Annotated in this window: 13 protein-coding genes; 6 read left to right on the forward strand and 7 right to left on the reverse strand. The window is 40.4% G+C overall.

Going from position 1 to position 12,522, the window contains the following annotated elements; genetic code table 11:
- Positions 1–102 precede the first annotated feature (102 nt).
- Complete coding sequence (locus M595_RS16330) at positions 103–1,434, forward strand: GUN4 domain-containing protein (protein ID WP_023067419.1); 1,332 nt, start codon at positions 103–105, stop codon at positions 1,432–1,434.
- A gap of 55 nt (positions 1,435–1,489) precedes the next feature.
- Entirely contained in the window at positions 1,490–2,014 is a 525-nt protein-coding gene (locus tag M595_RS16335) for an H-type lectin domain-containing protein (protein ID WP_023067426.1), read from the forward strand.
- Between the two features lie 48 nt (positions 2,015–2,062).
- On the opposite strand, the gene M595_RS16340 is transcribed toward M595_RS16335, so the two are convergent.
- The 4 genes from M595_RS16340 to M595_RS16355 all read right to left on the reverse strand — a co-directional run bounded on the left by M595_RS16340 (position 2,063) and on the right by M595_RS16355 (position 6,593).
- Complete coding sequence (locus M595_RS16340) at positions 2,063–2,872, reverse strand: TIGR03943 family putative permease subunit (protein WP_023067415.1); 810 nt, start codon at positions 2,870–2,872, stop codon at positions 2,063–2,065.
- A 107-nt stretch (positions 2,873–2,979) separates the two neighbouring features.
- On the reverse strand, positions 2,980–3,342 hold the full coding sequence (locus tag M595_RS16345; protein WP_009787356.1) for a four helix bundle protein: 363 nt from the start codon (positions 3,340–3,342) through the stop codon (positions 2,980–2,982).
- 49 nt (positions 3,343–3,391) lie between these two features.
- Positions 3,392–4,492, reverse strand: coding sequence for a permease (locus M595_RS16350; RefSeq protein WP_023067456.1), 1,101 nt, complete (start codon positions 4,490–4,492; stop codon positions 3,392–3,394).
- A gap of 265 nt (positions 4,493–4,757) precedes the next feature.
- The gene (locus M595_RS16355; RefSeq protein ID WP_023067438.1) at positions 4,758–6,593 is read right to left on the reverse strand and encodes an aspartate kinase; all 1,836 of its coding nucleotides are present in this window, start codon (positions 6,591–6,593) and stop codon (positions 4,758–4,760) included.
- A 21-nt stretch (positions 6,594–6,614) separates the two neighbouring features.
- Between M595_RS16355 and M595_RS16360 the strand changes: the two genes are divergently transcribed.
- A complete protein-coding gene (locus M595_RS16360) occupies positions 6,615–7,085 on the forward strand; it encodes a gamma-glutamylcyclotransferase (RefSeq protein WP_052001795.1) in 471 nt (156 codons plus the stop codon).
- 10 nt (positions 7,086–7,095) lie between these two features.
- Here M595_RS16360 and M595_RS16365 read toward each other — a convergent pair whose 3' ends face one another.
- Positions 7,096–8,790: a purple acid phosphatase family protein gene (locus M595_RS16365; protein WP_023067440.1), complete on the reverse strand. Its 1,695-nt coding sequence runs from the start codon at positions 8,788–8,790 to the stop codon at positions 7,096–7,098.
- A 548-nt stretch (positions 8,791–9,338) separates the two neighbouring features.
- On the opposite strand from M595_RS16365, the gene M595_RS31865 reads away from it, so the two are divergent.
- Together M595_RS31865 and M595_RS16370 are read left to right on the forward strand one after the other, a co-directional pair.
- A complete protein-coding gene (locus M595_RS31865) occupies positions 9,339–9,497 on the forward strand; it encodes a hypothetical protein (RefSeq protein ID WP_023067425.1) in 159 nt (52 codons plus the stop codon).
- A gap of 140 nt (positions 9,498–9,637) precedes the next feature.
- Positions 9,638–9,979 carry a hypothetical protein gene (locus M595_RS16370; RefSeq protein WP_023067469.1) on the forward strand — a complete coding sequence of 114 codons (342 nt, stop codon included), beginning with the start codon at positions 9,638–9,640 and terminating at the stop codon, positions 9,977–9,979.
- Positions 9,980–9,994: 15 nt separating this feature from the next.
- Here the strand turns inward: M595_RS16370 and M595_RS16375 are convergent, their stop codons facing one another.
- Both M595_RS16375 and M595_RS16380 read right to left on the reverse strand, forming a co-directional pair.
- The gene (locus M595_RS16375) at positions 9,995–11,290 is read right to left on the reverse strand and encodes a recombinase family protein (protein WP_023067468.1); all 1,296 of its coding nucleotides are present in this window, start codon (positions 11,288–11,290) and stop codon (positions 9,995–9,997) included.
- A 7-nt stretch (positions 11,291–11,297) separates the two neighbouring features.
- Positions 11,298–11,660, reverse strand: a complete 363-nt coding sequence (locus tag M595_RS16380; RefSeq protein WP_023067434.1) for a VOC family protein — start codon at positions 11,658–11,660, stop codon at positions 11,298–11,300.
- A 164-nt stretch (positions 11,661–11,824) separates the two neighbouring features.
- Between M595_RS16380 and M595_RS16385 the strand changes: the two genes are divergently transcribed.
- A complete protein-coding gene (locus M595_RS16385; RefSeq protein WP_023067464.1) occupies positions 11,825–12,496 on the forward strand; it encodes a hypothetical protein in 672 nt (223 codons plus the stop codon).
- The last annotated feature ends 26 nt before the right edge of the window (positions 12,497–12,522 follow it).

Below are 12,522 nucleotides of genomic sequence, written 5' to 3' on the forward strand. Positions count from 1 at the left end.
TAATGTGTTGTTGTTCTTTAGCATTATCATAGCTGAATTTGTGCGCGTGCATCGCAACCCCGAACTTAATTATCAATAGAATTTGAATCAAGGATAAATCTAATGAACTCCAATGACAATAAAACACCTCTCGAATACTACGAAAGAGCAATTCAAGAGTTAACCAACACTCGCGAACAGTTTCAAACCGAGTTAGAAAGTCTCACCGAGATGAGGACTTCCTATAAAACGTTAAAAAAAGAACTTGAAGATACCAAAGCCGAACTTCATCAAACCCGCAAAGAATTCTCAGATACAAAAGAAGAACTTCAACAGAAAATAGAACCTTTACAAAAATCTAGTAATACAATTGCAGCACAGGTCAATTACTGTTATTCAGAAACTCAAAATGTCAAAAACCAGATGGATACTCAGTTAGAAAGTCTCAAAAAAATGCAGATTTTCTATGAAAGTTTAAAAGCCGAATTAAAATCTACAAAGGATGAACTCGCACAAACCAAAGCTAAACTTGATGACACTCAAAGAGAATTATCAAACACAAAACAAGAACTTCAACAGAAAACTGAACCTTTGAACAAATTGAGTAATACAATTGCAGCACAGGTCAATTATTGTTATTCAGAAACTCAAAATGTCAAAAACCAGATGGATACTCAGTTAGAAAGTCTCAGAAAAATGCAGACTTCTTATCAAACCTTGAAGGATGAACTTGCAACAACCCAAGCAAAACTTTACCACACCCAAAGAGAATTATCAAAAACCAAACAAGAACTTCAACACGAAAGCCAACTCTTGAAGGCTCAACTCAATCGCACTCAAGCAGAGTTATCAAAAACCAAACAAGAACTTCAACAGAAAACAGAACCGTTGAAAAATTTGAGTAATAAAATTGAAGCACAAGTTAACTACTGTTATTCAGAAACTCAAAATATCAAAAATCAGATCAATAGCTTAACTTCCGATATTTCCGCAGGTTGTTTATCCTTGAACTATCGAAAGCTGAAGTATTTTCTAGAAAATAAAATGTGGAAAGAAGCCGACGAGGAAACATTTAAAAAACTGCTTGAGTTAATCGGGAGAGAAAAAGAAGGAAAATTACTGGAAACCGATCTTAATTTACTGTTCTCTGAAGATTTGAGAACTATTGATCGACTCTGGATAAAATCTAGTGATGGACATTTTGGCTTGAGTATACAAACTAAAATTTATCACAGTTTGAGAAATACTCACCAAAAAGAAGATCGAGTCTGGAATGCTTTTGGAGAGAAAGTTGGATGGTGTGTAAACAATACCTGGCTTTGGTACAAATCTGTAAATTTTTCAACTTCCGCTCCTTCGGGACATTTACCTGCGAGAATATGGGATAACTGGGATAAAGGTGGTGTTGGTTCTTTTAAACCTCTTTTATCGAGACTGATTGATTGTGGAATTTGAAGTTTTTCGGGGAATGAATTCCCTGGTAGTAAAATTTTAATCAAGGGTAAATCTAATGAATTCCAACGACAACAAAACACCTCTCGAATACTACGAAAGAGCAATTCAAGAGTTAACAAATACTCGCGAACAGCTTCAAACTGAGTTAGAAAGTATCAAACAGTTGAAGGATGAATTCAAATCCACACAGAATGAACTCGCAAAAAGTAAAGCCGAATTTCAAGAAAAAATCCAAGCCACCAACGCCGAATTACAAAAGCAAAAAGAAAAGTTATATAGAATAGAAAGCGGTGTTTTTGCGGGAAGCATTAACAAAACTAAGGGATGGAAAGGAACTCTGACTAATGGAAAAGGAGATAATCGCTGTGTTCGACAATACATTGAGTTTGGGGAAGCCTTTAACAACCCTCCAAAAGTTGTAGTGGGAATCTCTTATGCTAACGTTTCTAGAGAAGCTACTCATCGATTAAAAGTTAAAGCTGTTGATATTGACTGCAAAGGATTCTTTTTAAAAATTCATACTTGGGGAAATACTGAAGTTTGGGGATGTGATGTTAACTGGTTGGCTTATGGTTTGTAGTTGTGCTTCAGCACTCTGATCATATCTTTAACCAAAAATTATAATAATTTAATATTCATAAGGATTTCTGGGTTCGGGAATTTTAGTTAATTTTGTGGCTTTTATCGTTAATCTTCGTTCCCCCTTAATGGTTTGCGTGGTCATTTCCCCACCGACTTCTAGCCAACTATCTTGAGGATAATCTTGGCGGCTAGTATCGGGTGGAAGTAATACCGGTATACCCACCGGATAAGCATCAGCCGCACAGCAAGTAATTACAAATCTAGATAACCACAAATACCCTTGAGGAAGGGAAGGCGGATAAATAATAAAACCGGTTACATTTGCCTTTTGACCTGTATAAGCGTCGGGTTCGGGGTTAACATTTAACATCCGTACCCATTCTATCAGCGATCGCTCCTCGGGTGTCGCCGCAGTCCGAAATTCCTGGGGTTGGGTGCGAGTCGTCGGTAAAGATTCTGTTAGCCCCCGTTGTAAAGCTGTGTGACTGCCGAAAGTTTGGGGTGTGACCCATAAGCCCAAAATAGCCGCAGCGAGGAACAAGACACTACTCCAGCCGGGAGGAAACAAACTAATATGTTGAAGATTTTGGGATGTTTTGGGTTTTTCCGACTCAACGGTATAGCTTTGAACGACTTGCCAAAATTTCACACTACCAATACCCAGTAAGCCAATTCCACCCAGAATGGTTAAAGCAAAATAATTCGGATGAATCAGAATATTGAGTTTACCTGTTATCCAATATTTTAATAATAAAATACCCCAAGCCAAAATTCCGATCGGATCAAGCCAGGGTTGAACGGTTTCCCAGATGGGAAGTATCCGGCGACGGATAGTCTTGAAGCGACGATTAACCATAAAGATCAAGGGAATAGGGAACAGGGAACAGGGAACAGCGCTTGCCTTGCGGCCCGGCGGTTTCCGGCGAGACTTAGTTTGCAATCTTAGGGAACAGGGAACAGATTTTAATTCTCTAATTTTTTGATTAGACTAATAATCATTCTACTTTCCTCTTTTAATAAATTCACAATCATTTCCAGATCTTTTTCTTCACATAATCTTACCCGTCTAGATAAAATGAGATGGGTTTCTAGTTCATTAACTGAACCTTGGGCTATGTTTAAAAATCTCACATACTCTGCCGTATATCTTCGTCCGTATCCTTCAGCTATGTTAGCAGGAATAGATGCGGCACTTCTTCTAATTTGTTGTACCATACCGTATAACTCATCTTTGGGAAAAAGTTTTGTAAGGAAATAACACTGTTCAGCGATATCCATACCTTTCTGCCAAATTCTTAAATCTTTAAAGTCATTAATATCTGACATTTTTGCATTTTTTTATTCTGAACTGTTGCCCGATCCTTCCTGTTCCCTCTTAGCTGATGTTTAAATTCACAATCAAGGTCAATAAAAAGGTCATTTGTGCCGCTAATACCATTAAGTAAACCACAGCTCGCGGCTTAAATACCGATAACATTAGACCCACTGTTTTAATATCAATCATCGGCCCAAATACCAAAAACGCTAACAGCGAACCACTGGTAAACGTTGCAGCAAAAGACAGGGCAAAAAACGCATCTACCGTTGAACAAATCGAAACCACACCCCCCAATAACAACATCGCGACAATGGAGGAAACGGGGCCATGTCCTAAACTGAGAATAATTTCACGGGGCATCGCCACCTGTATAATCGCGGCGATCAAACTCCCAATCACTAAGATTCCCCCCAACTCCCGCAATTCTTGTACCATATTCTCAACCATCAAACCCAGACGTTCTTTAGAAGGACGCAAGAATAGCGATCGCAAATGAATTTTTTGGCGTTTTTCGAGTTTTGCAGTCTTTTTGTCAGGTTTTCCGATGCCTTGTCCAGCTTGCCAAAACGGAATAGACTCTAATCGAACGGGTTGTTCTGCCGAACCCAACAAATAAGTTCCGGGTTGTAGTAAAGGAGAACTTTCACTCGCCTCCGCTGTTTTGTTGTCGTTCAAGCGAGGGGGCGGTAACAGACGGGCGATAGTGGGTTGAAGCATTGGGCGTAGGTCTTTTTGAAAGCTAAATACCCAACCGAGTAAAGTGGCAATAATCAGCGATAACAAGACACGTAGAAAAACAATTTCCGGTTGGTCGCGAAAAGCTATCCAGGTAGACCATATAACAATAGGATTGATCGTCGGGGCAGCAAATAAAAATCCAATAGCTGCTGAAGCGGGTATTCCCTGAATGATAAACCGACGGGCAACCGGAACGTTACCGCATTCACACACCGGAAAGAGAAATCCGACTAAACTCCCAAATAAAGCCCCTAATAGCGGATGAGAGGGAACTAATGACAGCAGTTTGCGTTCATCGACTAATTGATTGAGAACACTTGAGAATAAGACTCCTAATAGCAGGAATGGTAACGCCTCAACCAGTAAGCTGAGGAAAAGCGTAAATCCGCTATTAAGTTGATTAATTAAGGTTGATTCCATGCCTCATCAAGCTTGAACAGGGCGCACCCAGTTGGGAATTGGCGTGGCATTGTACAGAAGACGTGCCTCACCCCACGGGGAGATTGACGATTTTTGCAGAAAATATGACTCAAACGTTAGAGGGCGGGTCACATTATAAAAATGGGATCACAATTTTTGCTTAGAAACTCTTATTCTATCCGATAATACCATTGACGTGGTAATTGAGTTTTCAAACAAATCAAACCCTCAAGCAGATAATTGTCCCCTTTCCGGGCCAGAAAACTTAGCGCACCACCAGGGGTTCAGGGACAATAATCGGGCGATCGCCGGATAACCCAAACGCCTGATGAACGGCTTGTAATGCTTGTGTTCCCTGTTCTTCATCGACAACACAACTAATTTTGATTTCAGAGGTGGCAATCATCGAAATATTAATCTTTTCTGCGGCTAAAGCCTCAAACATTCGCGCCGCCACTCCGGGATGATCGATCATTCCCGCCCCAACAACACTGACTTTGGCGATCGCTTTATTAACCACAATTTCCCCACACCCTAACTCACCCATGGCTTGTTCTAACACCTTTTGGGCTTGATCGGCATCAACTTGTGTGACGGTAAAAGCAATATCGCGGCTTAAAGTCCCATTAACTTGATGACAACGTTGGGACTGAATAATCATATCCACACTAATACTATGTTCAGCCAACAATGCAAACACTTTAGCGGCCATTCCCGGACGATCTGGGATGTGACGAATAGCTAAACGGGCTTGATGGCGATCGAGGGCAACTCCGCGCACAGGCGGTAAAGGTGTGGTCGAAACAGGAGAAGCAGAAGCAGCTAAGGATGCAGAGGAAGCTAAATTGACTTCAAAGTGTTGACATAAAGCTTCAACGGCGCGATCGCAATCTTCGGCTGAGATCACACAACTGACTTTCACCTCGGAAGTCGAAATCATCTGAATATTAATCCCCGCTTCGGCTAAGGTAGTAAACATCCCCGATGCCACATTCGGACGCCCAATCATTCCCGCCCCGACAATACTGACTTTGGCAATGGGTGTTTGATCGCCTTTGACTTCTGGTTGTCCTAAATTCGCATCTTCGTTTTCGCCCAAAGTGGGTAATAAAGCCTCTGCTACGGCGATCGCTTGATTGTAGGAACCCTTGCCGACAGTAAAGGTGATATCGTTAATATTACCTTCGTGAATCGACTGAATAATCAAATCCACATTTAACTGTTGTACCGCAATTCCCCCAAACAATTTCGCCGCAATACCCGGACGATCAGGCACCCGCAACAGGGAAACCGCCGCTTGGTTGGTGTCAAATTCCACCGCATCAACGGGATGGGTTAATTCTAGCCCTTCTAAGGGTCGAGGTTGACGAGTCGGGGAAGTAACGCGAGTTCCCGGTTGATCACTCCAACTCGATCGCACCACCAACGGCATCCCGTAATTTCTGGCAATTTCCACCGCCCGAGGATGCAACACTTTCGCCCCCAAACTGGCTAACTCCAACATCTCATCACAGGTAATTTCCGTCATCAACTGTGCTTCGGGAACCAGACGCGGATCGGTGGTTAAAATTCCCGGTACATCGGTATAAATTTCACATTGATCGGCTTGCAGGGCTGCTGCCAATGCCACGGCGGAAGTATCTGAACCGCCCCGTCCTAGCGTGGTAATTTCTAATTCTTCCCGGCTTGTAATCCCCTGGAAGCCTGCAACAACGACAACTTTACCTTTTTTGAGGTGACGTTCAATTCGATCAGTTTGAATGTGGAGAATGCGGGCGCGAGTATGTTCGGCTTCAGTGACAATACCCACTTGGGCGCCAGTCATGGAAATAGCAGGTTGTCCGAGTTCTTGGATCGCCATACTCATCAGCGCAATGCTAACTTGCTCCCCAGTCGAGAGCAACATATCCATTTCCCGACGGTTAGGTGTTGTGGAAATTTCCGTCGCCAGCTTCACCAGTTGATCGGTTGTTTTTCCCATCGCCGAAACGACGACAACAACTGAATGTTCGCGGGCTGTTTTGATGATCCGTTGAGCAACAGCTTGAATGCGTTCAACTGATCCGACTGAGGTACCACCGTATTTTTGAACAATTAGCATAGCAACTTGAGAATATGGGGAATGGAATGCGATCAAGTGAGTCTGGGACATTGGACATCTATCAATACGGTTAAGTTCCGGTTGCAAAGGGTGTCCGTTAGGATGTATCCGCTGTCCTCAAAACTAACTTTATATAATTATGCGTCTCCACATTTTAGACGACAGGATACCACACTGAACGTTGAACTGAGTATTGAGGGTGTTGAAGTGAGGATATCGGATCAAATAGGGATTCATCTTGGCAGTGATAAACCGGAACAAGTCAAAGTCTTTTGCAAGGGTCAAGTCTATACTCATGTTCGCACTTATACGGTGATTAATAAGTTACAGCAGGAACTTGTAGCTAATGGTTGGTATTTTGATGTTGTGATGCGAGGTGCGATCACTTGTGGTTTGACAGAAGAATATTGTTGGAGATTATTTGAACATATGTATAGATTGCAGAAATATCAATTTCAACCGAATCTTCAATTAGAATCTAAGTATTACTAGACTCAAAAGCTTACGGTTTTAAAACAAACTCATCAAATTTTACGACTTCTGAATCCGGTTTTCGAGTATCAAAATAATAACTACTCACCGTTCCAGTGGCGGTATCAAAAATACTAAAAGCGGTAACGTCATTACTAGCAATATAGGGTAAAGGTTGACCGTTTTCTGATAAGATAGGTCTAAGATTGGGGATAACAGGTTCGAGGTTATTTGGATCACCAACGGCACTATAATTTTTAATTTGAAAACCGGGCGGAATAAACCGTCGTTTGTCTTCTAAATAAGCCCCATAAGTATTCCCGACATTAGATGACTCTAAAAAGTGTATTCCGCTTTCACTGACAAAACGGTTCCATAAATGAGAATGTCCGTAATAGACAAACTGCACATTTGCTTGTTCTAATAAAGGCATCACATCTCGAATAATATAATCATCTGACTTGGGATATTCATAACGAATCATTTGAATATTTCCGGCTTCATCTCGATCAATAATTTGTACCGGATCGGTATAAGCAGGAAGAATATTGTCACCCAGAGAATGAGGCGGATGATGAAACATGACGATTTTATATTTTGCTTGTTTAAACTCAGCACTATTTAATTCTTGCTGTAACCATTGATATTGTTCGCTACCTTTTTTAATCGGTTCAAATATATGTTGTCCATAACCCCAATTTTCGGGTTGATTAAAATCTTGATCTCGTTCTCGATATTTGCCTCGAATATTTTGATTTAATCCCGGATTTCGCCAAATATTGGTAATGTATAAACTGACTAAACGAATATCCCCAAATGTAACAGAATAATAGTTTTTATTCTCGTTTGGCAAGGTAAAAATTTCAGTGTAGGTATCACTGTTAAAAGTATTATTTTTGATCCATTCCGTCTGGAATTCAGGTTTGTTTTCAGGGTTGATAGTTTGCTGATTTTGTTGATAAATCTTCTCAGCCGCTTGACGAGGATAAGGATTGTTAAACTGTTCATTTAGTCCAACTTCAGTTGAGAACTTTCCCATCACTTCATGGTTGCCAATTGCCGGAAACAAAGGTACATTTTGAATCAGCGAACCTCCTTTGTATGTCGTGACTACACCATTTTTTTCGAGTTGATAATTTCCTCGCCCCTGCAAGAGTGGAAAGAATGCACCGCCTCGGTTATCGTCAAACCATTCGGAAGCCCGATCAGGAATATTTATTAAATCTCCAGCCAAGAAAACTGCATCAATATTATCAATCGTTTCTACAACTTTTTGTAAGTTTGCCGCCGTCAGTGGTTTTAATTGATGATCGGAAGTTAATAATATTTTTAAAGGCGTTCCTGCTTGGGGTTTAGCCGCCAAAGAAAAGACCTCACTTTTGACTGTTCCCCCTTGATTTGTTATACTACTAACTTGATAGGGAACTCGCACACCCGGCGTTAAATTTGTAACTTCGGCTTCGTGTCGCCAAATCTCACGTTGAGTTGGTTTTTGATAAACAGTTCCGTCTGAGGTTTGTTCTCCAACTCGGGAGTTTTTATCTTCACGAGTACGACTCAGTTTAGTGGTTTTAGCAGCGACTTTTTGTTGAATATTTTCACCATAACTCACGAAATGACGAGAACCGGGAAATTCTGTAAACCAAACGACTCGAACTGAGTTTTCTGTCGGAAGTTGTAAAAATGGATCAGTTAAAAGTTTGGGTTGCGGAAAAAGAACAATCATGGTTAAAATAAGAATGAACAGTGTAAGAATTAGAACCCCTATAATCCAAAGATTACGCGGCGAGTCCGGGGTGATAGAAGTTGTAGATGACATAATGATCTTCTAGTCGTATTTTAATCTCATAAAATCATCTGAATACATCAAAAAAAATCCCCTCACTTTTTTGAAATTAGCAAGAGGAAATTCAAGATTAACCAGTATTTAAACTAAAGGAACTGTCAGGTAGGCGGCGAGAACGAAGAATGAAAATACACACAAGGGAAAGAACATGAAAATACCTCCTGAAGTTATAGGGTTATGATTAGGTTTACTTCTTCTAAGTATAAATATCCCCTAAACTTGGATTTTCGTCAAGGTGAAATCACCAAAATTTTCCATCGGGAAACGTCTCAGCCTCTTACCTGCGGGATGAACCGATAACCCGGAGTTGAGGGTGACTCAAAATTCCCCTTTCTGAAATTCTCAAATTTTCTTCGTTCAAAAGTTCTCGAATCGTATAAGAATATAAAGTTGGAACACATGACGCAACTTCCTGATACTCAACTCTTATGGCCAGTTCAGACCAACAAAAGCAGAAAGTTAAAGAACACCTAGCCCGGAGTCTAGGGAAGTTCACTCAAGCTTCATCCACCTCGTACAACCCTTTGAGTTCATCAGATGAACGCAAACGTCGAGTCATGGAGCATATTCGCCTGACTAAAGGCTAGACTTTAAACTGGGGTGCAGTTTTCTGATCAGTGGTGTTGAGTTGTGAGGTGAGAAAATATTCCGATTCAACATTAGTGTTAATCAGGACTGTACCCAATTTATTGTATCTTAGAATTAATATAATAATAAAATTTTGTCTATGTCTTTTCATAATCAAAACCTCGAAGCTTTTCTGAAATTGTTGAAAGAAAAACCTCAACTTTTTCCGCAGTCAAAACGTCAAGAACTAATTGAGTTGATAGAACCTTTGGAAGATGAGCTTGAAACCTTATCCGTGGCGATCGCGAAGTGGTATGAAAAATATGATGAAATTGTTGATGCTCAGTTAGAAGTTTTAAATCGTTTTATTTTGATTAGTAATTCTGGACAAAACTCGACATCACCAGCCGCACTTGCTCGTTTTTCTAAAACTGAAGTGGATTCTGTTTCCCCAACTCAACCCCAGTCTAAAAAAGAGGCTTTATTATTATATTTAAGTTAAATTTTTGCTCGACGATTAAAAAATAAACTCAACATTTAATTTCCAGTTTTTTTCTTGTCTAATAATCTCAATTTTACGGATAAATTCTCGAAAATAAAAGCGTCGTTCAGTTTCCGATAAGTCTAACCAAAATTGCTGAATAGACACAGCTTGGGCGGTTTCTTTTAAACTCACGGGGGGAAATTGAGCGAATTTTCCTTGTAGTTGGGCAATTTCTGTTTTTAGCTTATAGATTCGCAGTTGGGTGGTTTCTTCATCTAATATTCCCGTTGCGGTTAACTGGGGTAACTGAGAGATAATTTCTTGTTTTGTGGCAATAGCCTGTTTAATTTCTATTTTAATGTTATCTAGATTGGGCATTTTTAACTCAGAAACAGCACGGGGTAAATTCTCACAAATTTGTTGAATTGTTGCATCTAAAATGTTATTATAAGATAGGGCTTTACATTTGGATTGACGGGGACAAGCGGTGGGACGTAGATAAAGATATTCACGTTTTTTTCGATAGGTTGTGACTCGGCTAACTGTCATCAAACAGCTACATTCACCACAGAATACTAAACCCGCTAAAGAACGAGGCGCACTTGCAGTTTTCGGTGGCATTCGTTGGTTGCGGCGCAACAGTCGATCAATTTGGGCGGCTTCTTCCCGAGACAAAATCGCCACATGAGTATTGAGAATAGTTTCACCATTTTTGTATTCTAAATCTCCTCGATAAACGGGATTTGTTAACCATCTTCTCCCGGTTGTCACCGAAATTTTCTTGCTATATCGCTTTTCTAAATATCGCACCGCACCCCGCAACGAACCGTATATTAAAAACCGTTCAAAAAATTCTTTAACGACTGGGGCGGTTGTTCGATCTACGGTATAGCGATCTTTTCCCCGACGATAACCGTAGGGGGCTTTTCCAGGAGGTGGTGTGGCTTTGATGCGGTTGCGGGCGTGTCCCTGACGGATGCGGCGACTGCGTTGACTGGTTTGAACTTCGGCGATTAGTTTAATTAAATCAACTTGAGTTGCATCAGAAATTGAGTTTTTTAGGTTAGATTCTATGGCAATAATTTTAACATTTAATGCTTCTAATTGCAAGAGGCGATCGCTAACTTGTTGTAAAGAATCTCCCAATTCTTCAAACCGTCGAATTAACAGATATTCTGTGGGTTCTGCTTGGCAGTCTGCTAACAGTTGATCCAGTTGTTGACGTTCTCCCAAATCTTGATAAACTTGATCGATTTCCCAACCCCAAATCATTCGGTTCGGGGGCGTTTCTAATAACGGATCGCTGTAGGAATAAGCAATAATTTTCATAAATGCTTTAAACTTGACTCAGTTCGATAATATTGCCGTCAGGATCTTGAACAAATAACGCCGCTCTCCCGGATGAACTCATTTGAAAGGTGCAGTTATTTTCGGTGAGTTTTTGTTTGAATTCTTCTAACTGATCAACAGAAAATGCCAGGTGTCGATTTCGTCCCCATTTTTCATTATTAACCACATCAGGAATTACCGCAGGTGCCTGAATTAAATGTATTTGAAAGTCTCCCACTTGATACCAACTTCCCGCAAATTTGAGAGAACGTTCAACTTGAGGAAGTTCGAGAATTGTTCCATAGAAATAATCAGCTTTTTCTAAATCGGAAACTGAAATCGCTGCATGGAGAGATTGAATAATTTTCATAATTGATTACACCTAAGTAACATCAACACCCAAGTAACAAACAATAACTATATTTCCGTGATATTACGGATTTTAATCTAAAATGACCTGTCATACAATATTAGATAGAAGGAGAATCTAGGCTGATGCAAGTTTGAACAGCTTCAGTTAGTACCATAAAACTCATGCCCAATTCTGTAGATTCAAAAATCAAAACTCGTCTATTGCTGATGCTGTGGGACTTAGGCGGCGCAACCGATGAAATAAAAAAAAGTGATTTGATCAATTCGGTTAAACAAGGTAAAGATAAAGTCGCCACTTATCAACCCGTACTAGACGAATTAAACGAAAAAGGTGCGATCGCGATCACAACGAAAAACCGATCTGTTAAAGTTTCTCTAACCGATATCGGTTTGAAGATTTTAGAGGCTTGTCTCAAAAGTCCTGACTTTGAATATAACGCCAGACAACGGGTGAGAACGAAGGATTTTAACGCTATTTTGCGGTGGTTGCGACAAACAGATAATAACACAAAACAGGTCAATTCTCAACCGTCTACCCCTGAAAATAAGATTACATCTTATGATGAGTTTAAGTCCGTCGCCTTGGAGGTTTACGATCGCCTCAACCGTGATTTCAATTATGACAATCTGGTGCCAATTTATCGCATTCGCCGGGAAATTGGGGAAAAAGTCACGCGATCGCAGTTTAGCGATTGGATGTTGGAAATGCAAGCCGAAGATATTTTTCAGCTTCAGGGAGGTAGTGTAGAAGATAGTGCGCCCGACAAAATTCAGGATTCTATTACTACCGAATTGGCAGGGCTGCGATGCTATGCCAAGCTTTTGAAATTTTAGCTTTGTTTTCTTTTACTTAATTCATT

Source organism: Lyngbya aestuarii BL J, from assembly GCF_000478195.2.
Classification (GTDB): Bacteria; Cyanobacteriota; Cyanobacteriia; order Cyanobacteriales; family Microcoleaceae; genus Capilliphycus; species Capilliphycus aestuarii.

Excerpts from the sequence above, each read along its gene's own strand:
- M595_RS16330 (WP_023067419.1), top strand. The coding sequence starts at position 103 with ATGAACTCCAATGACAATAAAACACCTCTCGAATACTACGAAAGAGCA.
- M595_RS16335 (WP_023067426.1), top strand. The coding sequence starts at position 1,490 with ATGAATTCCAACGACAACAAAACACCTCTCGAATACTACGAAAGAGCA.
- M595_RS16340 (WP_023067415.1), bottom strand. The coding sequence starts at position 2,872 with ATGGTTAATCGTCGCTTCAAGACTATCCGTCGCCGGATACTTCCCATC.
- M595_RS16345 (WP_009787356.1), bottom strand. The coding sequence starts at position 3,342 with ATGTCAGATATTAATGACTTTAAAGATTTAAGAATTTGGCAGAAAGGT.
- M595_RS16350 (WP_023067456.1), bottom strand. The coding sequence starts at position 4,492 with ATGGAATCAACCTTAATTAATCAACTTAATAGCGGATTTACGCTTTTC.
- M595_RS16355 (WP_023067438.1), bottom strand. The coding sequence starts at position 6,593 with ATGCTAATTGTTCAAAAATACGGTGGTACCTCAGTCGGATCAGTTGAA.
- M595_RS16360 (WP_052001795.1), top strand. The coding sequence starts at position 6,615 with ATGGAATGCGATCAAGTGAGTCTGGGACATTGGACATCTATCAATACG.
- M595_RS16365 (WP_023067440.1), bottom strand. The coding sequence starts at position 8,790 with ATGATTGTTCTTTTTCCGCAACCCAAACTTTTAACTGATCCATTTTTA.
- M595_RS31865 (WP_023067425.1), top strand. The coding sequence starts at position 9,339 with ATGGCCAGTTCAGACCAACAAAAGCAGAAAGTTAAAGAACACCTAGCC.
- M595_RS16370 (WP_023067469.1), top strand. The coding sequence starts at position 9,638 with ATGTCTTTTCATAATCAAAACCTCGAAGCTTTTCTGAAATTGTTGAAA.
- M595_RS16375 (WP_023067468.1), bottom strand. The coding sequence starts at position 11,290 with ATGAAAATTATTGCTTATTCCTACAGCGATCCGTTATTAGAAACGCCC.
- M595_RS16380 (WP_023067434.1), bottom strand. The coding sequence starts at position 11,660 with ATGAAAATTATTCAATCTCTCCATGCAGCGATTTCAGTTTCCGATTTA.
- M595_RS16385 (WP_023067464.1), top strand. The coding sequence starts at position 11,825 with ATGCCCAATTCTGTAGATTCAAAAATCAAAACTCGTCTATTGCTGATG.